This is a genomic window from Amycolatopsis sp. A133, assembly GCF_031082405.1.
GTDB lineage: Bacteria > Actinomycetota > Actinomycetes > Mycobacteriales > Pseudonocardiaceae > Amycolatopsis.
Genome location: NZ_JAVHJU010000038.1, coordinates 15,526 through 38,266, shown reverse-complemented (window position 1 = coordinate 38,266; position 22,741 = coordinate 15,526). Strand labels below are relative to the sequence as shown.

Here is a 22,741-nt window from a genome sequence, read left to right as displayed (position 1 = left end):
GGCGCAGGGCCGTTGACATTTTACGGCTCTTTATTTATATCCTGAAGTAAGAGCGTGCCGCCGGCCGGGACCCACACCCGCGCCGACGACCACGTGAGCCGATCAGCGCCGGGGCAAGGCCGCCCCGGTGCCGGTTCGCCGTGGAGGTGCCCATGCAACGCCGCATGCCGAGAACCCGGGTTCTCGCCGTCCTCGCCCTGACCCTGGCCGCCCTGCTCCCCGCACCGGTCGCCCAAGCCGCACCCGTCCTGCTCTCCCAAGGCCGCCCGGTGACGGCGTCCTCGGCCGAATCCGCCGCCTTCCCGGCGTCGGCGGCCGTCGACGGCGACGCCGGCACACGCTGGTCCAGCGCCTTCGGCGACCCCCAGACCCTGCAGGTGGACCTGGGCTCGGCCCAGCAGCTCTCGCAAGTCGTCCTGACCTGGGAAGCCGCCTACGCCAAGGCCTTCACGATCCAGGCGTCCGCGGACGGCGCCACGTGGAGCACGCTGTACTCGACCACCACCGCGACCGGCGGCACCCAGACGCTGAACGTCACCGGCAGCGGCCGGTACGTCCGGCTGACCGGCACCCAGCGCGCCACGCAGTACGGCTACTCGCTCTGGGAGTTCCAGGTCTACGGCGGGGGCGGCACGACCCAGCCCGGCGACGTCCTGCTTTCGTACGGCAAGCCCGGCACGGCGTCCTCCTCCCAGGACGACGGCGCCTGCCCCGGCTGCCTCCCGGCCAAGGCGTTCGACCATGACCCGGCCACGCGCTGGGCGACCAGCGCGACCACCGGCTGGGTCGACCCGGGCTGGCTCACCGTCGACCTCGGCGCGCCCGCCGCGGTCCACCGGGTCATCCTGCAGTGGGACCCGGCCTACGCCGTCGCCTACCAGCTCCAGGTGTCGAACGACAACACGAACTGGACGACGCTCTACTCGACCACCACGGGCAAGGGCTTCAAGGAGACGCTGACCGTCAACGGCTCGGGCCGGTACGTCCGGATGTACGGCACCGCCCGCTCCAACGGCTACGGCTACTCGCTGTGGGGCTTCGACGTCTACGGCACCGGCGGCAACCCGACGCCGCCGCCGCCCGCACCGCCGGCCCCGCACTTCCCGGGCACGCTGGTCTGGAGCGACGAGTTCAACGGCGCCGCGGGCGCCAACCCGGACGCGAGCAAGTGGACCGCCGAGACCGGTCCCGGCGTCAACAACGAGCTCGAGTACTACACGAACAACAACAACGCCAAGCAGGACGGCCGCGGCAACCTCGTCATCCAGGTCCGCCGCGAAGCGACCCCGGGCAGCGCGTGCCCGGTCGACCCGATCAGCGGCAGCGGCACCTGCCAGTACACCTCCGGCCGGATCAACACCGCGGGCAAGTTCAGCTTCACCTACGGCCACGTCGAGGCGAACATCAAGGTGTCCGGCACACAGGGGCTGTGGCCCGCGTTCTGGCTGCTGGGCGCCAACTTCTTCAGCGGCACGCCGTGGCCGAACTGCGGCGAGATCGACATCATGGAGCACGTCGGCAAGGCGCCGAACCTCGCCTACTCGACGCTCCACGCCCCGGCCTACAACGGTGCGGGCGGCGTCGGCGGCCCCTACGACCTCGGCCAGGACGTCTCCGCGGGCTTCCACCGCTTCGGCCTCGACTGGGACGCGAACCACATGACGTTCTCCGTGGACGGCACCGCGTTCCAGACGATCAACCGCGACACCGTCGAGAGCACGCGCGGGCCGTGGGTCTACGACCACCCGTTCTTCCTGATCCTCAACAACGCCATCGGCGGCGACTTCCCCGGTCCGCCGGGCGCGGGGACCGTCCTGCCGCAGGACATGGTGATCGACTACGTGCGGGTCTACCAGTGAGGCGGCGCCGTTGACGGCTCGCGCACCGTCCCGCTCTCGGGGGTGCTGACGGTGGCCTGAGTCGATTCCCGGACCACCAGCGCCGTCGGGACGATCAGCGGGCCCTCCGGGGACGGCGCGCCGGCCAGCCGGTCGAGCAGCAGCCCGGCCGCCGTCTCGCCCATCTGCCGCAGCGGCTGGCGGATCGTGGTGAGCGGCGGCTGGGTGTGCGCGGCCAGGGGGATGTCGTCGAAGCCGACCACGGCGACGTCCCCCGGCACCGCCCGGCCGGACTTGCGCAGCCCGGCCAGCACACCCGCCGCCGTCAGGTCGTTGTGCGCGAAGACCGCGTCGAACTCCGGACCGGTTTCGAGCAGCTGCAGGATCGCCGCTTCGCCGCTTTCGCTCGTGAAGTCGCCTTCGATGATCAGTCGCGGGTCGAGGGTCCGGCCCGCGTCGAGGACGACCTCGTTGAAGCCGTTGAGGCGGTCGGCGGTGCAGCCGAAGTCGCGGGGCCCGGTGACGGTGGCGAGCCGCGTGCGGCCGGTGTCCAGGAGGTGGCGGGCCGCGGCCGCGCCACCCTGCCGGTTGTCCGTGCCGACCGACGGGAACGCCGGACGGCGGCCGCGGTCGTCGATCACCACCACCGGCAGGCCCGAGTCGTGCAGCACGCGCAGGTGCCGCACCGCGTCCGGCGGTTCCACCAGCAGCAGGCCGTCGAACGCCTTCGCCGACACCTGCCGGGAGAACTCGCCGAGCGAATCGGCGCCGCGGTTGGCGGTGGACAGCAGCAGGCCGTACCCCTTCGACTCCACGACGTCGGCGACGCCCTGCAGCACCTCGCCCATCCACGGCCAGGTCAGCCCGGGCACCAGCATCCCGACCGTCCGCGTCACGCCGCGGGCCAGCCCGACCGCGCCGGCGCTGGGGATGTACCCGGTCGCGGCGATCACCTCGCGCACCCGGATCGCGGTCGCCGCATCAACGTCGGCCTTGTTGTTGAGCACCCTCGACACGGTCGTCTTGCTCACCCGCGCCCGGCGGGCGACCTCGGCGATCGTGACGCGCATCCGTCCTCCCGATCGGGGGGTGGCAAGCCCTGTGGTGCCAAGGTACTCGCCCGCGGGCCCGTCGTGGCCGGTGCGAGATCGATCAAGTGCGGACGGACAGTCGCGTGAGGCTCGCGTCACCGGGCCGCCAGTCCGTGCGGACGGCGACGTACCGGGCCGGCCCGGTGTCCGCCGTCGTGTAGGTGACGCCGTCGAGGCTGGTTTCGACGGTGGCGACGGGGACGCGTCCGCGGGTCCAGGCCAGTTCGACCGCGGAAACCTCGGTCACCGCGCCGAGATCGACGACCATCCGGCCGTCCGGGCCCGGCCGCCACGCCGTCGCCGGGTCGTCGTCGACGGCCGCGGCCGGGCTGGACATGCCCGGTGGCCGGGGCTCGGTGGGGAAAGTGGTTCCGCCGAGGGCGCGGTCGGTCAGCGGGTACGGGCGGAGTTCGCCGAAGACGACCGGTACGGTCCGCCGCGGCGGCAGCAGCACAGGCCGCGCGCGGCCACCGGTCGGCGTCACGGTGGCGAGCACCGGCAGCCACCCGGCCGGGGCGGTGAGCTCCACCCGGCTCGCGTCGCGGACGACGGCTTTCATCCCGGCCGGCCCCCGCACGGTGAACCGCGGCGGTTCGATGCGGCCTTCCGCCGGAGCCAGCGCGTAGGAGAGTTCCGTGCCGGTCCGGGTGACGATCTGCTCACCGCGGTACAGCCGGGTTTCTCCCGGCAGGGTCACGGTGCCGTGCACCGTGGCGTCGCTGAGGTTGACCAGCACCAGGAAGCCGTCGGTGACGCTCGCCTGCACCGCGGGCGCGGTGGTGGTGAGGCGCCCGGACGGCCGCGCGCCGGCCGGCCTGGGGTACAGCTCGGCGAGCAGCGGTGCGGCCGGGCCGTCCGAGAGTGTGACGCGGTCGCCGGCGACCGTGATCGGATTCGGCCCGGAGACGACGATCCCGGCGCGCCCGTCGACGTCCAGCCGGCCGCCGGTGGTCCGCAGGGCGGGCACCGGGTAGGTCGCCACCGGTGTCCAGGTCAGGCCGTCGGGCGAGGTTTCGATCCGGTACTTCCGGCCGGCGGCCGCCTCCCAGCTCAGCCGCACGCGGTCGAACGTCCTGGGCGCGCCGAGGTCGGCCGCCAGCCGGCTGTCCGCCCGGGTCCGGTCCGATGTGGACACTGCCCACCTGGTCGTCGCGTCGCCGTCGATGGCGTACTTCGCCTCCCTGCCCGGCGACGCCGAAGAAGCCGACGCGGTCCCGGCCCGCGCGAGGTCCGGTCCGTCGCCGTCGCGGACCTCGAACGCCCAGAGCGAGTAGCCGTACTGCGGGTCCGGCTCGACGCCGAGCATGCGGACGTGCCGCGCGGTGACCGGGGCGAAGGTCAGCTCGTCGGTCCGGGCGCCGGTCGGTGCGGTGCCCGCTTTCACCGTCACGGTCCCTTCGGCGGCGGTGTAGGTGCGGTCGCCGTCGAGGCCGGGCACGCCGGGCATCGTGAGGTTGTGGACGTTCAGCACGCCTTCGCCCGCGGCGACGCCGCTGCTCGCGTAGACAGCGGCACCGGTGGGCAGGGTGGCGAGCGCGGCGTAGCCGGTGTCGAAGCGCAGGACGCCGACCGTGCCGTCGAAGCCGTCGCGGACCTTCGTGCAGGTACTGGCGTGCCGTTCCAGCACCGCGAAGTTCGTGGTGGGGAGCAGCATCGGGTTGGCGCCGCCGAGCACGAAGAGCCAGTCGTCGTGCTGCGGCTGCCAGGCGAACTTGACGAAGCCGGGCTTGCTGACCGTGCCGGCCCAGGCGGCGGGGGAGCGGTGGGCGAGCAGGCCCGGGCCGGGGCCGAAGTCGGCGACCCCGGCGGCGTGGGCGTCGAACTCGCGCCCGGTCACCGGGACGACCGGGCCGCCGTGCGCGGCGCGCCACTCGTGCAGCAGGTAGCTGATGGCGAGTTCGGCGCGGGCCTCCGGCTCGTACTTCGGTTCGCCGGAGAACTTCGTGATCCGGTCGGCCGGCGCGTAGGCCTGGTAGGGCTCGAGGCGGGCGGCGAGGTCGGCCTCGGCGCGGGCGGCGTGGCGGTCGCCGAGCACCTGGGCGCGGAAGGCCAGCGGGATGACGTCGCGGCCGTAGAGGTGCTCGCGGTCGGCGACCATCGGCATCAGCGGCTCGCCGGCGTCGCTGGTCATCAGCACCATGGTGCGCCAGAGCAGTTCGCCGTTCGGCTGCGCGGTGAGCACCTCCGGCAGCGGCGTGCCGGCGGCGAGGAAGTGCATCGCGTTGCGGCCGGAGGTGCGCCAGAGCTCTTCCTGGTAGTGCGGGCCGAACGAGCCGTGGTTCTCGACGAGGAAGGTGTCGTAGAGGTTCGTGGCGGTGTTCGCGCTGATCGGACGGCCGTCGACGAGCCGCGGGTTGGCCAGGTCGGCGGCGGGCAGTCCGGCCTCGTTGCGGCTCCACGCGCCGAAGGCCGCCCGCCACTCGCCCGCCCGCGGGTCGGCGGGGGCCCACGCGAGCGCGGGCGCGAGAGATTGGGCGTAGACGCCCATCTCCTCGAGCTTGGTGTCGCCGACGTGGCCGCCGAGCAGGCCGTGCGGGGTCCAGCTGCCCGAGTCCGGGTCGTCGCCGGTGCCGAGCGACGTGGTGTGGGCGGCCTGCCCGGCGGTGATGCGCTCGACGTTCTGCCGGGTCGGCTCGTCGAGGTCCGTCCACAAGAGACGCGCGGCGAGCACGAAGTAGGACTGGAAGGTGGTGTCGAAGAACAGCTTCCGGCCCCACTCGGTCCCGCCGGCCAGCCGGTTCGACGCGGCGAAGCGCCGGATCGTGGCTAAGGTGTGCGCGCGGAGGGTCTCGCGGCCGACGCCGGCGATCGTGGCGTCGTAACCGTCGCGGGTGAGCAGGACGGCGTTGCCGAGCACAACGGCGAAGGTGAAGTCCCGGGCCGGGTAGGTCCCGGCGGCCGGGTCGAACTGCTGCTCGGCCCAGCGCGTGTGCCGCAGCAGGACACGCAGGTACGTCGCGGCGACCGGATCGGGCGGGGCGCCGCCTGCCGCCGCTCGGGCCGGGCCCGGCAGCAGGCCGGAGGCCAGTGCGGCCGCCGCCCCGCCCGCGCCCAGCAGGCGGAGCGCTCGCCGCCGGTCCAGCTCGCCCATGCCCGGCCTCCGTTCGCTGACAACCTTGTCAGCGCGGATTCTGGGACGCCGTCCTCCCTCCGGGCAAGCCCGGCGCCGGATCCCGTCCGGTTTTGGACAACCCCGGAAGTGATTCGTATAACACCCTATACCCGGCGGTCACGATCGACCAATCCGGCGGCGTGCGGGTCCCCGCACCGGCGACGCACTGCCGATGACCGGCGGGGCCATGACGTCGTCCTGGTAGCGGATGCCCCCAGTCGCCGCCGGTGCCCTTCCGTTCCGGGTGGGTGTCACCTCCTCATCCGAACCGCGCCGCCCCGGATCGGCACCCGCGGTGCCGTGGTGGGATGACCCGGTGATCACCGACCCGTGGGTGCTGCTCCTGCTCGTGCTGGCCGGGGTCGGTGCCGGCCTGACCGGGGCGACCGCCGGGCTCGCGTCGCTGGTGTCCTACCCCGCGCTGCTCGCCGCGGGCCTGCCGCCGGTGACCGCCAACGTCACCAACACCGTCGCCATGCTGGGCACCACCGCGGGTGCCGCCGCCGGTGCCCGGCCCGAACTGGCGGGGCAGTGGCGCCGGCTCGTCCCGCTCTGCCTCGTCACCACCGTCGGCGGCGCGTGCGGCGGCTTCGTGCTGCTGGTGACGCCGTCCGGCGCCTTCACCGTCATCGTGCCGTGGCTGATCGGCGGGGCGTCGCTGGTGCTGCTGGCCGGTCCCCGCCTGCGCCGGCTGGGCGAAGGCGCGGAGCACCAAGGTCTCCGCCCGGCGACCGGGGCGGTCGCGTTCCTGATCGGCGTCTACGGCGGCTACTTCGGCGCCGCCGCGGGCGTGCTGATGCTCGCGCTGCTGGTCACGGTGTGGAGCCAGCCGCTGGCGCGGACGAACGCGGCGAAGAACCTGGTCACCGGCTCGGCGAACCTGCTCGCCGCGATCGTCTTTTCGGTCACCGGCAAGGTGGTGTGGCCGGCCGCGGCCGCCGTCTGCCTCGGCTCGCTCGGCGGCTCGTGGCTCGGATCCGTCCTCGTGCGCCGGTTGCCGGCGACGCCGTTGCGGATCGGGATCGGCATCGGCGGACTGGCCCTGGCGGTCGTCCTCGGCCTGAGGGCATGATCGGCGGGGTATCGGCGAGCAGGAGACCAGATGAGCATTGTCGGGACCAGGGTGGTCCGCCAAGAGGATCGCAACCTGATCACCGCGGGCGGCACCTACGTGGACGACCTGCGGGCGGAAGCGCTTTCCGGGGCCGCGCACGCGGTGTTCGTGCGCAGTCCGATCGCGCACGCGCGGATCAGCGGCATCGACGTGAGCGCGGCGAAGGAGGCGCCGGGGGTGCTCGGCGTGTTCACCGCCGCGGACCTCGGGCTGCCACCGCACCCGTCGGGGCCGGTGCCGGAACCGTGGCTGGCCGGCGAGGTGGTGCGCTACGTCGGCGAGCCCGTCGCGCTCGTCGTCACCGAGGAGCGCTACCAGCTGGCCGACGCGGCCGAGCTGGTCGACGTCGACTACGAGCCGCTGGCGGCCGTCGCGACGGTCGACGCGGCCCTGGCGGGCGAGACGCTGCTGTTCCCGGAGCACGGCAGCAACGTCGTGCAGGTCAACGGCGCGGCGGAGTTCGACGACGCCATCTTCGAAGACTGCGACGTCGTCGTCACCCAGGCCATCCTCAACCAGCGCGTCGCGCCCGCGCCCCTCGAAGTGCGCGGCGCCGCCTGCGTCTGGGGCGAGGACGGGCGGCTGACGGCCTGGCTGTCGACGCAGAACGCCCAGATGGCCCGCGGGCAGCTGGCCGCGAGCCTCGGGGTCGGCGAGGAATCGGTGCGGGTGATCGCGCCCGACGTCGGCGGCGGGTTCGGCGCGAAGATCGGCGGGGACCCCGAGGCGATCGTGCTCGGCTGGGCCGCCCGGCGGCTCGGGCGGGGCGTGCGCTGGGTCGAGTCGCGCAGCGAGAACCTCACGGCGATGACGCACGGCCGCGCGCAGCAGAACACCGTGACCATCGGCGGGAAGCGCGACGGGACCGTTCTCGCGTACCGCCTCGACGTCGTGCAGGATTCCGGCGCGTACCCGCGGATGCTGCTGCTGCCGACGCTGACCGAGCTGATGGCCGTCGGCGTCTACCGGTTCCCCCGGGTCGAGACGCGCAGCCGCGCCGTCGTCACCACCACCACGCCGGTCGGCGCCTACCGCGGGGCCGGCCGCCCGGAGGCGACGGCCGCCGTCGAACGGGCGATGGACCGCTTCGCCGCGGAGATCGGGATGGACCCGGCCGAGGTCCGCCGGGCCAACTTCATCCGGCCCGACGAATTCCCGTACCAGACACCGACCGGCGCGTCCTACGACACGGGGGAGTACGCGGCGGCGCTGGACAAGGCCCTGGACACCGCCGGGTACGCGGAACTGCGGGCCGAACAGCGGCGGCGGCGCGAGGCAGGCGACCCGGTCGAACTCGGCCTCGGGATCGCCGCCTACGTCGAGATCACCGGCGGCGACGGCAGCGGTGAAAGCGGCCGCGTCGACGTCCACCCCGACGGCTCGGTCGTCGCCTGGACCGGCAGCTCGCCGCACGGGCAGGGGCTCGGCACGACGCTGGCCATGCTCCTGTCCGACCGGCTCGGCGTGCCGCTGGAGAAGATCACCGTCCGCCACGGCGACACCGACGAGGTGCCGCAGGCGGTCGGCACGTTCGGCTCCCGGTCGCTGCAGCTGGGCGGCTCGGCGATCCGGCAGGCGGCCGACGAAGTGGTCGCGCAGGCCCGTGAGCTGGCGGCGGAGCTGCTGGAAGCGGCGCCGGACGACCTCGAACTCGACGCCGGACGCGGGGTCTGGCAGGTCCGCGGCGCGCCGTCGAGCACCGTGCTCAGCTGGGCGCAGGTCGCCGAGCGGGCCGGCGGCGGCAAGATCTCCGCCGACGTCTGGTTCGGCGGCGGCAAGCCGACGTTCCCGTTCGGCGCGCACCTCGCGGTGGTCGAGGTCGACACCGAGACCGGCAAGGTCGAGCTGCGCCGGATCGTCGCCGTGGACGACGCCGGCCCGATCGTCAACCCGCTGACCTTCCGCGGGCAGCGCCACGGCGGGCTCGGCCAGGGCGCCGCCCAGGCCCTGATGGAGGTCGTGACCTACGACGACGACGGCAACCCGACGACCGCGACGCTGGCGGACTACTCCTTCGTCACCGCCGTCGAGCTGCCGGACTTCGAGCTGGTCGACATGACCACCCCGACCGACCGGAACCTGCTGGGGGTCAAGGGGATCGGCGAGGCGGCGACGATCGGCTCGACCCCGGCGGTCCACAACGCCGTGGTCGACGCGCTGGCCGAGCGCGGCGTCAAGCACCTGGACATGCCCACGACCCCGATCCGGGTCTGGGCCGCACTGGAAGAAGCTCGGAAGGGAAGCGCGCAGTGAAGGTCTCGATCGAGGTCAACGGACGGCCGGTGACCGAGGAGGTGCCGGACCGGACGCTGCTGGTGCACTTCCTGCGCGACACCGCCGGGCTCACCGCCACGAACATCGGCTGCGACACGACGTCCTGCGGCGCCTGCACGGTGCTGCTCGACGGCGAGTCCGTGAAGTCGTGCACGGTGCTGGCCGCCCAGGCCGACGGCCACGCCGTCACCACCGTCGAAGGACTGTCCTCTCCGGACGGTTCGCTGCACCCGGTGCAGCGGGCGTTCCGGGAGCAGCACGGCCTGCAGTGCGGGTTCTGCACCCCGGGGATGATCATGGCGTCGGTGTCGCTGCTGGCCGACAACCCGAAGCCGACCCGCGACGAGGTCCGCGCCGGGCTCGAAGGCAACCTGTGCCGCTGCACGGGCTACCACAACATCGTCAGCGCCGTGATCGACGCGTCGGGACAGGAGGTGGACCGGTGATCCCCGCTTCCTTCCGGTACGAGCGTGCGTCCACAGTGGACGAGGCGCTGGCCTTGCTCGCCTCGCACGGTGACGACGCGAAGGTGCTCGCGGGCGGGCATTCGCTGCTGCCGCTGATGAAGCTGCGGCTCGCCGCGCCGGAGTACCTGATCGACATCGGGCCGGTCGACGAGCTGCGGTACGTCCGCCTGGACGGTGACGAGGTCGTCATCGGCGCGCTGTCCCGGTACAGCGCGCTGGTGCGGGACCCGGTGCTGCTGGAGCACGCGCCGCTGCTGGCGCACGTGTCCGGCGAGGTGGGCGACCGCCAGGTCCGCCACCGCGGCACGATCGGCGGATCACTGGCGCACGCGGATTCCGCGGCGGACCTGCCCGCGGCGATCCTCGCGTCGGACGCGGTCCTGGTGGCCCGCGGCCCGGCGGGGGAGCGCCGGATCCCGGCGGCGGAGTTCTTCCTCGGGCCGTTCACCACCCCGCTGGAGCCGGACGAGCTGCTGATCGAGGTCCGCCTCCCCCGCCAGAGCGGCGCCGGCTGGGGCTTCGAGAAGTTCACCCGCCGCGCGATCGACTGGGCGATGGTCGGGGTGACGGTCGCCGGCGGCCGCGTCGGCCTGGTGAACATGGGCGGCGTCCCCCTCCGGGCCACGGCCACGGAGCAGGCCCTGGCCGCGGGAGCGTCGATCGAGGACGCGGCGGCCCTGGCGGCGGAGGGCACGAACCCCCCGGACGAGCCCCACGCAACGGCGGAGTACCGCCGCCACCTGGCCCGGGTGCTGACCCGGCGGGCGTTGACGCAGGCGGCGCGGACCTGACCGGACGGGGCGGCACCCGCCCGGTGCCGCCCCGTGATCACCATGACCGATTCCCGCCAGCGGGCAGTCCCGTGTGGACGGCAGGATCGGTGGCGTGAAAACCGCTGCGCACACGGCCATCGAGCCGGGTATCCTGTATTTCGGTACCCCGGTGGTCCTGATTTCCACGACCAACGAAGACGATTCGGCCAACCTGGCCCCGATGTCCTCCGCATTCTGGCTCGGGTGGCGCGCTGTGCTCGGGCTCGGGGTGCGGTCGAAGACCGCGCAGAACTTGATGCGCACGCGCGAAGGTGTCTTGAACCTGCCCTCGGATGCGTTGGCTCCGGCCGTCGACCGGCTGGCGCTGACGACGGGCTCCGACCCGGTGCCGGTGGGGAAGCAGGAGCGTGGGTATTTCCATGTTGCGGACAAGTTCGCGCGGGCCGGGTTCACGGCGGTGGCGTCGGAGACGGTGGGGCCGCCGCGGGTGGGGGAGTGCCCGGTGGCGATGGAGGTTGTCGTCGAGGCCGTGCATCCGGTGGGGGATGATGGAGGTGTTGTCGCCTTCGAGGTGCGGGTGCAGCGGGTTTTTGTGCATGAATCCATCCGGTTGGCGGGGAGTGACGATCGGATCGATCCCGATGCCTGGCGGCCGCTTATCATGAGTTTTCAGAAGTTTTATGGATTGGGTTCGCAGGTTTGTTCTTCTACTTTGTCTAGAATTCCTGAGCGGCTTTACCGGGGGGCGGATATTGACCGGGCTCGGCGGGTTTGACTGTTGTTGCTTCGTGTCTCTGCTGTTCTGGGGTGCGGACACTTACTGCCTGATCGTGTGATTCGGTTCTTCTTGTTTGTTGATATTCTTGGTTTATGTCGAGTGACGCGATCCAGCACCCCGATGCGGTGGCTTTGGCCGACCGTGTCGGTGAGTTGCTTGCGTGTATGCGGTCGGCTGAGGCTTCGCTCGGTGCTCTGCTGGTGGAGATCGAGCAGCGGGGTGTCATGGAACTCTTCGGTTACCGGTCGGCTGCTCGTTTGCTGGAGCATCTTGGGGATGTGCCGAAGCAGGCTGCGGAACGCACGGTGAAACGGGCCCGTGCCCTTAATGCTGGTCGGACCCTTGATGGCAGTTCCATTCCTGCCGTGGCTCCCGCGACCGGTGCTGCCGCCCGTGCGGGCCGGTTGAGCAATCCGATGATCGACACGATCGTTGATGTCCTGACCCGCGTTCCCGTCGAGCACCGGGACAGTGCCGAGGAGAACTTGCTGGCCTTTGCCGAGGAGGCTGGGCATAAGCAGGTCGCGGCCCTTGGTGCCCGGATCCTGGCTCACTTGGATCCTGATGGTCGGGAACCCGACGCCGTCGAACCGGTCGTTCCGGCTCGTGAGCTGTTTCTGCGCCGTAAGAGAACCGGTATGTGGGAGTTGAACGGGACGTTCGACGACGAAACCGGCACCCGCGCCAGCGCCCTGCTCGACGCCCTCGCCGAGTGCCGCACCGCCGACGAGGGCCCCGACTTCCGTACGTTGCCCCAGCGTTATGGGGATGCCTTCTCCGATGCTCTCGACCTGGCGCTGAACTCTTCGGACCTGCCGATTCAGGCCGGTGAACGCGCTCACGTGATGGTCGCGGTGTCGTTGGAGGACCTGCGGTCGGGTGTTGGCCGCGCGACCCTGGGCGATACCGGGGAGATGACGGCCGCTGAGGCTCGGGTGCATGCCTGCGACAGCATGATCATCCCGGCTGTGTTGGGGGAGAAGAGCGAGCCCCTCAACCTCGGCCGCCTGCGCCGCCTGATTTCCGCCGGTCTGCGCCGGGCTCTCTTCCTCCGTGACCGTGGCTGCACCTTCCCCGGCTGCCACCGCCCACCCCGGCACTGCCAGGGGCACCACATCCGGCACTGGGCCGACGGCGGCCCCACCGACCTGAACAACCTGGTCCTGCTCTGCGCCCACCACCACCGGCTGATGCACCGCTCCGGCTGGGAAGTCCGCATCGCCCCCGACGGCCTCCCCGAGTTCCTCCCACCAACCTTCATCGACAAACGACGAAAACCCCGACGCAACAACCTCCACGAACCACTCCCATTCGCAGCCTGAACACGGGAACGGCCCGCAGCCACACGGCTACGGGCCTACACCCACGCCACCAGGCGCAGGGCCCGCCGGCTTGGCGGGCTGCTTCCAAGCCACCGTCGCGGACACGCCACCGCTACTGTCATCGCGATCGCCATCGGCGCCACGGTTCACAACAGCCGCTACCTCTGCGGCTTCTGCCGCGCCACCATCGCTGTGCCAGGGTGCTGCTGCTACCCGCAGCCGCAGCGACCGCCGGCGCGCGTTGTCCTCGCCATCCCGCTGCCGCAATTGCGCCGTCCTACCCACGCCAGCGCACTGCGCCGCCACGCCGCAGCCGTCGCAGTCGCCGGGATCGCGCGGTCGCAACCTCGGCCGCGGAATCCGGCGCAACCCCTCCGCCACCCCAACCGAGCGAGTGGCGGCCAACCTCAAGCTCCGACAAACCGCCCGCACCCGAACCCACCCCCCATCGCCCAGTGTGGCCAACCACACGGGCGTCGATCACTCGACCAGGTGAGAAGGCGCCCCAACGAGGGAGTTTGCCCCTGCGGTGCAGGGGGTCGTGGTCTTTCGGGCATCCGGGAGGCGGTGCCGACGCCCCTCCCCGCGGCACTGCTAATGTTCATCAGGGAACTTGCTTGAAGGTTTGACGAAAAGGATCCGGCGAGGGGAAATGGCGGAGCGGTTCGAGTTCGTCCTCGAGGTCTTCGAAGCGCTCGTCGTCGGGCGGGCTACCGGGGGCGATGTCCGGCGGTACCCCTTGCGGGCCGGGAACCTGCCTGCCGATCCCGTCCGGTTCGTGCGGGTTGCGCGGCAGGTCTACGACGCGCTTGAGGAACGGCGGCTCTCGGTCGCCGGTGAGCTGCACCCCGGGGTGCGGGCCGCCTTCGAGCTGCTGGCCGAACCTCGGGTCTCCGTTGCCGTCAGCGGGATCGATGGGCTCGGGGCCGATGTTGCCGTTCTCGTCGTCAGCGACGGGGCTCAAGCTCTCGGCGTCACCCAGGCGCCGGACAGCGATGAACTGCTGTTCTCGCTGTTCGCGGACGAGGAGCTCGTCGAGGTCGTCACCGGTGTCCTGCCGCCGGCTCCCGCCGCCACCACCGGCAGGCACGTCGTGCACCGCGCCGCCGGGCGGGAAGTCTCCGCCATGACCGCGAAACGGATCGCCGATGCCGAATTCGACGAAGAAGAGACCGACGCCTTCGGGATGATCGAGGTCAAAGCCGTCGTGCGGCCCGGGCGGCGGCCGCCCGCGCCCAAACCCTCGGATGTCGCCGTGCTCGAACGGGTGCTGGCCGAACCGCGGCTCGGGGGCGGGCACATCGCCGTCAGCGCACAGGGGCGGCGGGGGGAACGGCTCGCCGGGGAACCGCTGAGCTGGCTCGACACCGCCGACGGGCGCTACCTGGTGCACACCAGGACCGGGGAGTCCGGCGAGCTGACGGCGGAATACGTGCCGGCCGGCCGCGCCGACCTCGCCCGCGCGATCCGCGACGCGATCGCCGCCGTCTACTGACCGGGAAGGAAACACTCCTGATGACCGACGACGCGGCGGTGGCCGCCGAGGCCCTCCAGGCGGCGTCGCAGGCGCAGACCGCGACCGAGCCCGCGCAGAAGGCGCTGGCCGCGGTCCGGGTCGGCCTCGCGGGCGCCCAGCTGAAGCGGCTCGCCCAGAGCGGCGGCTTCGCGGTGGACGACACCACGGGCAACCAGCTGATCGAGGCGCTCGAAGGCGTCCTCGAGTCCCTCGAAGCGCGGTGGGCCACCCTGCAGCGGCTGCACGACGCGCCGGCGATGAGCCGGACCGCCACCGGCCAGTGGGTCTCCGCGCACATGGTCAGCACCGCCGCCGACGACCAGGGCCTGCTCACGCAGCTGCAGGCCGCGCGGCAGGAGTTCCCGACCTACATCGAGGCCATCAAGCTGGCGAAGAAGAACTACAAGTCCCGGGAAGAGGACACGCGCGCGACGCTGACCTCGCTCCCGGCCGCCGACCAGAGCTGAGGGAGACCGTGGCACCCACCGCCGAGTCCGTCTCGGACCCGTCGTCCCCGGACTACGACCCGCGCAGTCCGCTCTACGACGTGACCGCCGATTCGTCGTCCAAGTACTACGTCGGGCCGCTGACCACGGACAAGTCGCCCTCGGGCGACCAGATCCGGGAGATGGCCGCCCGGCAGGTCGACGACGAGATCCGGCGCGGCTGGCTCGGCCCGGTCGTCGACCCGGTACTGCGCGACCGGAAGATCCAGGACCTCTACGAGCAGCACCTCGCCGACGCCAAGCACGGCCTCGACGAGGGCCTCGCCATGCGCGAGACCGGCGGGGCGCCGCGCACGTTGTGGGCCAACGCCAGCCACGAGCAGATGAACGAAGCCATCACGCAGGACGCCAACTCGGCGACCGTCGCGGAAACTTCGGAAGAGTGGGTGCGCGTCGGCAACGAGCTGGGCACACACCAGAAGGCCGTCGCCGGCGCGATCAGCGCGAGCACCGCCAACTGGGAGGGCGACGCCGGTGACGCCGTCCGCGAGCACCTCGCCGGCGTCGGCAAGTGGCTCGGCGCGACCGCGCAGGGCGCGACGCTCGCCGGGCGGCAGCAGGAGATCCACTCCCAGGCGCTCAACGAGACCCAGCGGCAGATGGCCGCGAACCCGCCGGTGCAGTTCGACCTGCAGTCGACCAACCAGCGCCTGATGTCGATGACCGACCCGGTGCAGTACGCGGCGGCCGCGGGCGAAGCCATGCAGACCTACCGGGCCCAGCAGGCCGCGCGGGAGCACGCCGCGCAGATCATGACCCAGTACGACGAGACCATCGGCGGCGCGGTCGCCACCCCGCGGTTCCCGGCCCCGCCGAAGCTGCCGACCGCCACGGCGACCAGGCAGAACGTGGTCGCGCGAGGCGGCGCCGGGGCGGGTGGAGACGCGCAGCCGCTGATGGCGCGGACCGCGATGGACGGCGTGACCCCGCAGACCCCGGTCGACGCCAACGCCGCGGCCCTGGGCGGCGCCGGCGCCGGTGGTGCGGGCGGTCCCGGCATCTCCGGCGACGGCTCGGGCGCCGGCGGCTCCGGCTTTTCCGGCAGCGGCAGCCCCGGCAGCGGCAGTGGCATCCCCGGCAGTGGTGGCCCGGGCAGTGGTATCCCGGGCAGTGGTATCCCGGGCAGTGGCTTCTCCGGTAGCGGCATCCCCGGCAGCGGCGGTGCGGGCGCGGGCGGCGCGGGCTTCACCCCGCCGAGCTTCGACGTCCCCGACACGCCGGCCGGCGGCAACTTCAGCGGGGCCGGCATCCCCGGCTCGTCGATGCCGCACTTCGACGACTCGACGACGTCCTCCGGCTTCTCACCGTCCGGCATCCCGGGCGGCGGGGCCCCCGGCGGCAGCGGCTACACGCCGCCGAACATCCCCATCCCGGACATCCCGAACAGCGGGGGCGGCGGCCGCGGCGGCAGCCCGATCCCCGGGTTCACCCCGCCCGGTATCGACCCGATCACCGGGCTGCCCACCGGCACCGGCGGGCTCAACACCCCCGGCGGCGCGAAGCTGCCGACCATCGGCCGCGGCGGCGGGATCAACGGCGAGAGCATCGCCAGCCGGCTCGGCGGCATCCCCGGCGGCGGTGGCGGTGGCGGCGGTTCCCTGGGCGGGATCGGCGGCTCCGGTGTCGGCGGCTCCGGTGCCGGTGGTGCCGGTGCCGGTGGTGCCGGCGCGGGCGGCGCGGGCCTGCGCGGCGCGGGCAACCTGAGCGGCGGGGCCGCCTCCGGCGCGGCCGCGGAAGCCGAAGCGGCGGCCGCGCGCAACGCGATGTCGGGCCGGGGCACGGCCGGTGCCGCGGGGACACCGGGCATGGGCGGCATGGGCGCCGGTGCCCGCGGCGGCAAGAAGGAAGACGACAAGGAACACAAGGCGGCCGACTACCTCGAGAGCGACGACCCGAACTTCTTCGCGGGTGAACAGGCGGTCGCGCCCCCGGTGATCGGCGACTGGAAGAACCAGGATTGGAAGTGAAGGCATGACGGCCGCCGGCTTCGAGGTCGAACCGGACGACCTGGTCGCGCACGCGAGCCACGTCGAAAGCCTGGTGGACCGGCTCTCCACGGCGAGCTCGGCGGCCGATTCGGCGATGTCGGACCACGCCTACGGGCTGCTGTGCGCGTTCCTCCCCCCGATCATCCGCCCGACCGGCGAAAAGGCGAAGGAAGCGCTGACGGCGTCGGCCGAAGGCGTGCGCGGGCTGGCCGACAACGTCCGGACGGCCGCGCAGTCCTACCGCGACGGTGAAGAGGGCAACGCGCAGCCGTTCGAGCGTCAGCTCACGGCTTCGCCGCGCTCGGTGGAAGCGAGGACGACGGCATGACGGGTCCGAACGGGCTGGGGGACCTGATGCGGGACCCCGACGAGACGATCCGCCGGATGGACGACTGGGCGGCCGGGTTCGCGGCGAAGGCGCAGCGGTACCAGGCCGCGCAGGAGCAGACCGAACGGCTGCGGCTGACCGCGACCAGCTCCGACGGCGCGGTCAGCGTGACCGTCGGCGCCGACGGCACCGTCACCGACCTGACGTTTTCGAACAAGGTCAAGTCGTTCCCCCTCGACGAGCTGTCGCGGCAGATCCTGACGACGATGCGCCGGGCGCAGTCCGGCATCGCCGACCGGGTCGCCGGGGTGATGGCCGAGCAGCTGGGCGACGAGGACCGCGAGACCCGCGGCGCGCTGCTCGACTCCCTGCGCGGCCGGTTCCCCGACCCGGACGAACCGGACGAGCAGCCGCCCGCCCCGCCGGGTCCGGTGCCGCCGTCCCCGGCCGGGGGCGCGGCGGTCCCGCCCGCCCCCTCGGCCCCCCAGGCCTCGCCGCCCCCGCGGCGGCCCGCCACCCCCGACGATGAGGACAACAACCCGTGGTGAATCCGCTGGTCGCGGAGACGAAGGATTCCACAAAGGCGTATTCGGGGATTTCGCTGCTGGAGTCGGCGAACGATCTGAAGTCGGCGATCGAGAGCGGGGATTGGGCTTCGGTCGCGCTCGGCGCGGTCGGGACCGCGTTGGACGCTCTTTCGATGGCGATGGACCCCTTCGGGGCGATCCTGGCGGCCGGGGTCGGCTGGCTGATCGAGCACGTCGGCCCGCTGAAAGAGGCGCTCAACGGGTTGACCGGCAACGCGGATGAGATCGCGGCGCAGTCGGAGACGTGGAAGAACGTCGCGACGGAACTGGGCAGCATCGGCCAAGACCTGACCGGAATGGTCAAAGCCGACACCGCGTCCTGGACCGGCGTCGCCGCGGACACTTACCGTCAGCGGGCGCAGGACACCGTCACACTGCTGGAAACCGCGCAGAAGGGCTGTGAAGGCGCCTCGAGCGGGGTGAAAACCGCGGGTGAGGTTGTCGCGGCGGTGCGGGCGTTGGTGCGGGACATCATCGCGGAGCTGGTCGGGCATTTGATCAGCTGGGCGTTGCAGGTGGTGTTCACCCTCGGGATCGGGTTGACGTGGGTGGTGCCGCAGGTGATCGCCGCGGTGGCGAAGACGGCGTCGAAGATCGCGGATCTGGTCAAGCGGCTCGTCACCGCGCTCAAGGCGCTGGTGCCGTTGCTGAAGCGGGCGGGTGATCTGTTCGCGGACGCGGCGAAGGCGTTGAAGAACATCAAGCCGGGCAAGGCCGCGCCGCCGCCGAAGCACACCGACATCAAGGGCAACCCCAAGGACATCGGCGGCCCGAAGGGCAAGGGCGGTCCGGACGCACCCCCGCCGAAGACCGACCCGCCGCCGAAGGGCGGCGACGGCAACACGACCCCGTCGGGCGCGCACGGCGACGGCAACACCACGCCCTCCGGGGCCAAGGGCGGCCCGGACACGCCGCCGAAGGCGGACCCGCCACCCGCCTCGAAGGGGCCGGACGAGACCCCGAAGTCCCCGGACCCGACGCCGCCTCCGGCGTCGAGGGGCCCGGACGGCGGCACCAAGCCGTCCGGGGCGGGCAAGGGGCCGGACACCCCGCCGAAGCTCAAGGACAGCAACCCCAAACCGGACGAGCACACGACCCCCGCCGCCGACCGGTCGCTGTGCGGCGACCCGATCGACGTCGCCACCGGCGCCGTGCTGCTCGAGCAGACGGACATCGAGCTGCCCGGTGCGCTGCCGCTGGAGTTCGGCCGGACGCACCTGTCGAGCTACCGCGCGGGCCGCAGCTTCGGTCCCACTTGGACGTCCACAGTGGACGAACGGATCGAGGTGGAGCCGGACGGCCTGCACCTCGCCCTGGCCGACGGGACGATCCTGCGCTACCCGGTGCCCCGCGGCATCGAGCCGGTGCTGCCCGAGCACGGCCCGTACCTGGCGCTGCGCCGGGTGCGCCACGGCTTCGTCGTCGGTGCCCCGCAGCACGACCGGATGCGCTACTTCGCCGCCAAGCCGGGGGAGACCACCCTGCCGCTGCGGGCGCTCGTCGACGGCGCGGGCAACCGGATCGTCGTCCGGCACCGCGACGGCGTGCCCGTGGCGATCGAGCACTCCGGCGGGTACCACCTCGAGCTCGACTCGGCCGGCGGGCTGATCACCGCCGTGCGCGTGGCGGGGGAGCCCGTGCCGCTGGCCGAATACCGCTACGACGAGCGCCGGCGGCTGGTCGAGGTCACCGACGCGGCCGGGACCCCGCAACGGTTCCGGTACGACGCCGACGGCCGGATCGTCCGCTGGGAGGACGTCAACGGCCGCTGGTACGGCTACTCCTACGACTCCGAAGGCCGGTGCGTGCAGGCCCGTGGCGCCGAGGGCTACCTCGACGCCACCCTGTCCTACGAGCCCGGGCTGACCACGGTCACCGACTCGCTGGGCGCCGTCACCCGCTACCGCCTCGACGAGCGGCTGCGGGTGATCGGCCGGACCGACGCGCTCGGCGGCACCACCAGCACCGAACTGGACCGCTTCGGCCGGGAGATCGCGCGCACCGACGAGCTCGGGAACGTCACCCGCTGGGAGCGCGACGGGGCGGGCAACGTGACCACGGTGGTCCGCGCCGACGGCACCCGGATGGTCACCGAGTACGACGAGGGTGGCCGCCCCGCCTCGGTCACCGGGCCCGACGGCGCCGTCTGGCGCTACGAGCACGACGAGCGCGGCCGCCTGGTCCGCGACATCGACCCGACCGGCGCCGCGACGAGCTACACCTACGACGAGGCCACCGGCGCGATGGCCACGGTGACCGACGCCCTCGGCGGCGTCACCCGGTTCGAGGCGAACGCGGCCGGGCTGCCGGTCGCGATCACCGCGCCGGACGGTGCGGTGACCCGCTACACCTACGACTCCCTCGGCCGGCTCGCGAGCGTCACCGATCCCACCGGCGCGACGACGCGCACCGTCCACAACGCGGCCGGTGACCTGGTCGAGCAGGTGGACCCGGACGGCGCCGTGCACCGCTTCGGTTCGACGGCGGTGGGCCACACCGACGAGCGGACCGACCCGCGCGGCGGCGTCAGCCGGATCGCCTACGCCCAGTTCGACCTGCCGGTCAGCGAGCAGCGCCCGGACGGCGGCGTCCTGCGCTACGGCTACGACACCGAGCTGCGGCTGACGTCGGTCACCAACGAGGCCGGGCTGGTCTGGCGCTACGAGTACGACCCGGCGGGCCGGCTCGTCCGCGAGGTCGACTACAACGGCCGGTCCCTGGACTACGCCTACGACGCCGCGGGCCGGCTGGTCCTGCGCGGCAACGGCGCGGGGCAGTCGATCGCGCTCGAGCGGGACGCCCTCGGGCGGGTGGTCCGGCGCCGCAGCGGCGACGAGGTCGCCGAATTCGCCTACGACGCGGCCGACCGCGTCGTCCTGGCCCGCAACGCGCACAGCGAGCTCCGGTTCGCCTACGACGCGCTGGGCCGGGTGGTCAGCGAGTCGGTGAACGGCCGGGCCGTGCTGTCGGCCTACGACGCGCTCGGCCGCCGGACCCACCGGCGCACCCCGACCGGCGCGGAAGCGGTGTTCGCCTACGACGCCCGCGGCCGCGCCACGTCCCTGGCCACCGGCGGGCGCACGCTGCAGTTCGGCTACGACGCCGCCGGCCACGAGACCGCGCGCCGGCTGGTCACCCGGTACGGCGTGGCCGCCGAGCTCCACCAGGCGTGGACACCGGCCGGCCAGCTCGCGGTCCAGACCGTGCGGCGGGGCGAGGCCACCGTGCAGCGCCGCGAATACGGCTACCTGCCCGACGGGTACCTGGCCACGGTCACCGACCTGATCTCCGGGCCCCGCAGCCTCGAGGTCGGTCCGGCCGGCCGGGTGCTGGCCGTCCGCGGCGCCCGCTGGCAGGAGAGCTACGGCTACGACCCGGCGGGCGCGATCACCACGGCCGACTGGCCGGGCGCGCCGGAGGCGAGCGGCCCGCGCAGCTACCGGGGCACGCTGCTCACCGCGGCCGGCGCGACCCGCTACACCCACGACGCCGAAGGCCGCGTCGTGTCGCGGGAGCGGGGCGGCCGGCGCTGGGAGTACCGCTGGAGCGCGGAAAACCGGCTCACCGCCGTCCGCACGCCCGAGGGGGTGATCTGGCAGTACCGGTACGACGCCGTGGGCCGCCGGATCGCCAAGCAGCGGCTGGACGCGGCCGGCGTCGTCGCCGAGCAGGTCGAGTTCTCCTGGGACGGCACCCTGCTCGCCGAACAGGTCCACGGCGTTCCCGGCGGGCCGCTCGTGGCCACCGTCTGGGACTGGGCGCCGGACGCCGAGCGCCCGCTCGCGCAGACCGAACGCGTGCTCGGCGACGGCACCGACCGGTTCCACGCCGTGCTGACCGACCTCGTCGGCTCGCCGGCGGAACTGCTGGACGAAACCGGCGCCCTGGCCGGGCACCAGCACACGGCCCTGTGGGGCGCGCTGGTCTCCGCAGGCGGCCACGCGGGCACGCCGCTGCGGTTCCCCGGCCAGTACCACGACGCGGAGACCGGGCTGCACTACAACCTGCACCGCTACTACGACCCCGAGACCGGGCGGTTCGTCTCGCACGACCCGCTCGGGCTGGCCCCGGACCCGGACTCGCTGGCCTACGTCGGCAACCCGACGGCGTCGATCGACCCGCTCGGCCTGGGGAAGGTGACCCCGTGCGCCGCGTCGGGCTCGGGCGGCGGTGGCGGCGGCGGCAAGAAGCCGGACCGCTTCCACCCGTACAGCAAGCCGAACTCGGCCCCGAACAAGGGCAAGCGCCGGGCGCACAAGTACCCGGAAGGCACCTACGGCGACAAGGACTTCGAGCGCAAGCGGCTCGAGGACAAGTTCGGTTCCAAGATCGACGGCAACAAGACCCACCAGTCCGAGCACACCGCGGGCTTCGACGTGCTGAACGACAACGGCGCCCCCGGCAAGGTGCCCCGCAAGGAGGGCCGGGACCTCGAGAACAACGCGTGGGCGTACTACGAGGAACACGGTGCCCACCGCAACCACCCGGGCACCGGCACCAGCCACGCCACCCACGATTCGGGCTGGAACGCGCCGACCTACCGGCGTGACCAGCGGGCCGCGATCGAGAACAACGACCCCAACACCGCGGTGCAGCTCAACCAGCTCGGGTACGCGCACCAGCCGGGCTTCCAGGGCAACCACGCCGATCCGGTGATCCGGAACCGGATGGACATGGCCGACGACTCGTACCACCGGATGGTGAACGACGTCCACGCCGGCGGCGAAGGGATGCGGTACAACCCGCCGCCGGGCGCGGCCGTGCCGGACGGGGGCGCGGCGGTACCGGGAACCGGGCACGTGACGACCCGCCCGCTGTCCGACGCCGACGCCTTCGAACTGCACGAAGCCCGCAACGCGGCGCGCACCGGCAACTGGCCCGGCGACGACGCCTGGCAGCGGTACTACCCGGACCCCACGCCGGAAGACTGGGCGCGGCTGGAACGAGGCGACTTCGATCCGCCGCAGCTGCCCCCGATCAAGCCGGGCAGCCCGATGAACCTCGACTGACCACCTCGGATTGCCCGCGTCGCGACCCCCGAGCAGTC

At 72.8% G+C, this 22,741-nt stretch carries 15 protein-coding genes; 13 read left to right on the top strand and 2 right to left on the bottom strand.

Annotated features, from left to right (window positions below):
- The first annotated feature begins 152 nt into the window (after positions 1–152).
- Entirely contained in the window at positions 153–1,859 is a 1,707-nt protein-coding gene (locus Q5425_RS25195; RefSeq protein ID WP_308674775.1) for a discoidin domain-containing protein, read from the top strand.
- On the opposite strand, the gene Q5425_RS25190 is transcribed toward Q5425_RS25195, so the two are convergent.
- Positions 1,850–2,908, bottom strand: coding sequence for a LacI family DNA-binding transcriptional regulator (locus Q5425_RS25190; RefSeq protein WP_308674774.1), 1,059 nt, complete (start codon positions 2,906–2,908; stop codon positions 1,850–1,852). The genes Q5425_RS25195 and Q5425_RS25190 overlap by 10 nt on opposite strands.
- An 82-nt stretch (positions 2,909–2,990) precedes the next feature.
- Positions 2,991–6,020 carry a discoidin domain-containing protein gene (locus Q5425_RS25185; protein ID WP_308674773.1) on the bottom strand — a complete coding sequence of 1,010 codons (3,030 nt, stop codon included), beginning with the start codon at positions 6,018–6,020 and terminating at the stop codon, positions 2,991–2,993.
- A gap of 337 nt (positions 6,021–6,357) precedes the next feature.
- On the opposite strand from Q5425_RS25185, the gene Q5425_RS25180 reads away from it, so the two are divergent.
- From Q5425_RS25180 to Q5425_RS25125, 12 genes are all read left to right on the top strand, one after another.
- Positions 6,358–7,113 carry a sulfite exporter TauE/SafE family protein gene (locus tag Q5425_RS25180; protein WP_308674772.1) on the top strand — a complete coding sequence of 252 codons (756 nt, stop codon included), beginning with the start codon at positions 6,358–6,360 and terminating at the stop codon, positions 7,111–7,113.
- Positions 7,114–7,143: 30 nt separating this feature from the next.
- Positions 7,144–9,408: a xanthine dehydrogenase family protein molybdopterin-binding subunit gene (locus Q5425_RS25175; protein ID WP_308674771.1), complete on the top strand. Its 2,265-nt coding sequence runs from the start codon at positions 7,144–7,146 to the stop codon at positions 9,406–9,408.
- Entirely contained in the window at positions 9,405–9,875 is a 471-nt protein-coding gene (locus Q5425_RS25170; protein WP_308674770.1) for a 2Fe-2S iron-sulfur cluster-binding protein, read from the top strand. Before Q5425_RS25175 ends, Q5425_RS25170 begins: the two co-directional genes overlap by 4 nt.
- Positions 9,872–10,687, top strand: coding sequence for a xanthine dehydrogenase family protein subunit M (locus tag Q5425_RS25165; protein WP_308674769.1), 816 nt, complete (start codon positions 9,872–9,874; stop codon positions 10,685–10,687). The genes Q5425_RS25170 and Q5425_RS25165 overlap by 4 nt, the downstream gene beginning before the upstream one ends.
- A gap of 151 nt (positions 10,688–10,838) precedes the next feature.
- Positions 10,839–11,444: a flavin reductase gene (locus tag Q5425_RS25160; RefSeq protein WP_308674850.1), complete on the top strand. Its 606-nt coding sequence runs from the start codon at positions 10,839–10,841 to the stop codon at positions 11,442–11,444.
- Between the two features lie 95 nt (positions 11,445–11,539).
- Positions 11,540–12,769 carry a DUF222 domain-containing protein gene (locus Q5425_RS25155; RefSeq protein ID WP_308674768.1) on the top strand — a complete coding sequence of 410 codons (1,230 nt, stop codon included), beginning with the start codon at positions 11,540–11,542 and terminating at the stop codon, positions 12,767–12,769.
- 652 nt (positions 12,770–13,421) lie between these two features.
- Positions 13,422–14,264 (top strand): ESX secretion-associated protein EspG, encoded by an 843-nt coding sequence (locus Q5425_RS25150; RefSeq protein WP_308674767.1) that lies wholly within the window; start codon positions 13,422–13,424, stop codon positions 14,262–14,264.
- A gap of 20 nt (positions 14,265–14,284) precedes the next feature.
- Complete coding sequence (locus tag Q5425_RS25145) at positions 14,285–14,752, top strand: hypothetical protein (RefSeq protein ID WP_308674766.1); 468 nt, start codon at positions 14,285–14,287, stop codon at positions 14,750–14,752.
- A gap of 8 nt (positions 14,753–14,760) precedes the next feature.
- Entirely contained in the window at positions 14,761–16,758 is a 1,998-nt protein-coding gene (locus tag Q5425_RS25140) for a hypothetical protein (RefSeq protein ID WP_308674765.1), read from the top strand.
- A 4-nt stretch (positions 16,759–16,762) separates the two neighbouring features.
- Entirely contained in the window at positions 16,763–17,107 is a 345-nt protein-coding gene (locus Q5425_RS25135) for a type VII secretion target (RefSeq protein ID WP_308674764.1), read from the top strand.
- Positions 17,104–17,655: a YbaB/EbfC family nucleoid-associated protein gene (locus tag Q5425_RS25130; RefSeq protein WP_308674763.1), complete on the top strand. Its 552-nt coding sequence runs from the start codon at positions 17,104–17,106 to the stop codon at positions 17,653–17,655. Before Q5425_RS25135 ends, Q5425_RS25130 begins: the two co-directional genes overlap by 4 nt.
- Entirely contained in the window at positions 17,649–22,703 is a 5,055-nt protein-coding gene (locus Q5425_RS25125; protein WP_308674762.1) for an RHS repeat-associated core domain-containing protein, read from the top strand. Before Q5425_RS25130 ends, Q5425_RS25125 begins: the two co-directional genes overlap by 7 nt.
- Positions 22,704–22,741: the final 38 nt, after the last annotated feature.

What these genes read in the sequence shown, in the direction of transcription:
- Q5425_RS25195 (WP_308674775.1), top strand. Translation starts at nt 153, where the DNA reads ATGCAACGCCGCATGCCGAGAACCCGGGTTCTCGCCGTCCTCGCCCTG.
- Q5425_RS25190 (WP_308674774.1), bottom strand. Translation starts at nt 2,908, where the DNA reads ATGCGCGTCACGATCGCCGAGGTCGCCCGCCGGGCGCGGGTGAGCAAG.
- Q5425_RS25185 (WP_308674773.1), bottom strand. Translation starts at nt 6,020, where the DNA reads ATGGGCGAGCTGGACCGGCGGCGAGCGCTCCGCCTGCTGGGCGCGGGC.
- Q5425_RS25175 (WP_308674771.1), top strand. Translation starts at nt 7,144, where the DNA reads ATGAGCATTGTCGGGACCAGGGTGGTCCGCCAAGAGGATCGCAACCTG.
- Q5425_RS25155 (WP_308674768.1), top strand. Translation starts at nt 11,540, where the DNA reads ATGTCGAGTGACGCGATCCAGCACCCCGATGCGGTGGCTTTGGCCGAC.
- Q5425_RS25150 (WP_308674767.1), top strand. Translation starts at nt 13,422, where the DNA reads ATGGCGGAGCGGTTCGAGTTCGTCCTCGAGGTCTTCGAAGCGCTCGTC.
- Q5425_RS25145 (WP_308674766.1), top strand. Translation starts at nt 14,285, where the DNA reads ATGACCGACGACGCGGCGGTGGCCGCCGAGGCCCTCCAGGCGGCGTCG.
- Q5425_RS25135 (WP_308674764.1), top strand. Translation starts at nt 16,763, where the DNA reads ATGACGGCCGCCGGCTTCGAGGTCGAACCGGACGACCTGGTCGCGCAC.
- Q5425_RS25130 (WP_308674763.1), top strand. Translation starts at nt 17,104, where the DNA reads ATGACGGGTCCGAACGGGCTGGGGGACCTGATGCGGGACCCCGACGAG.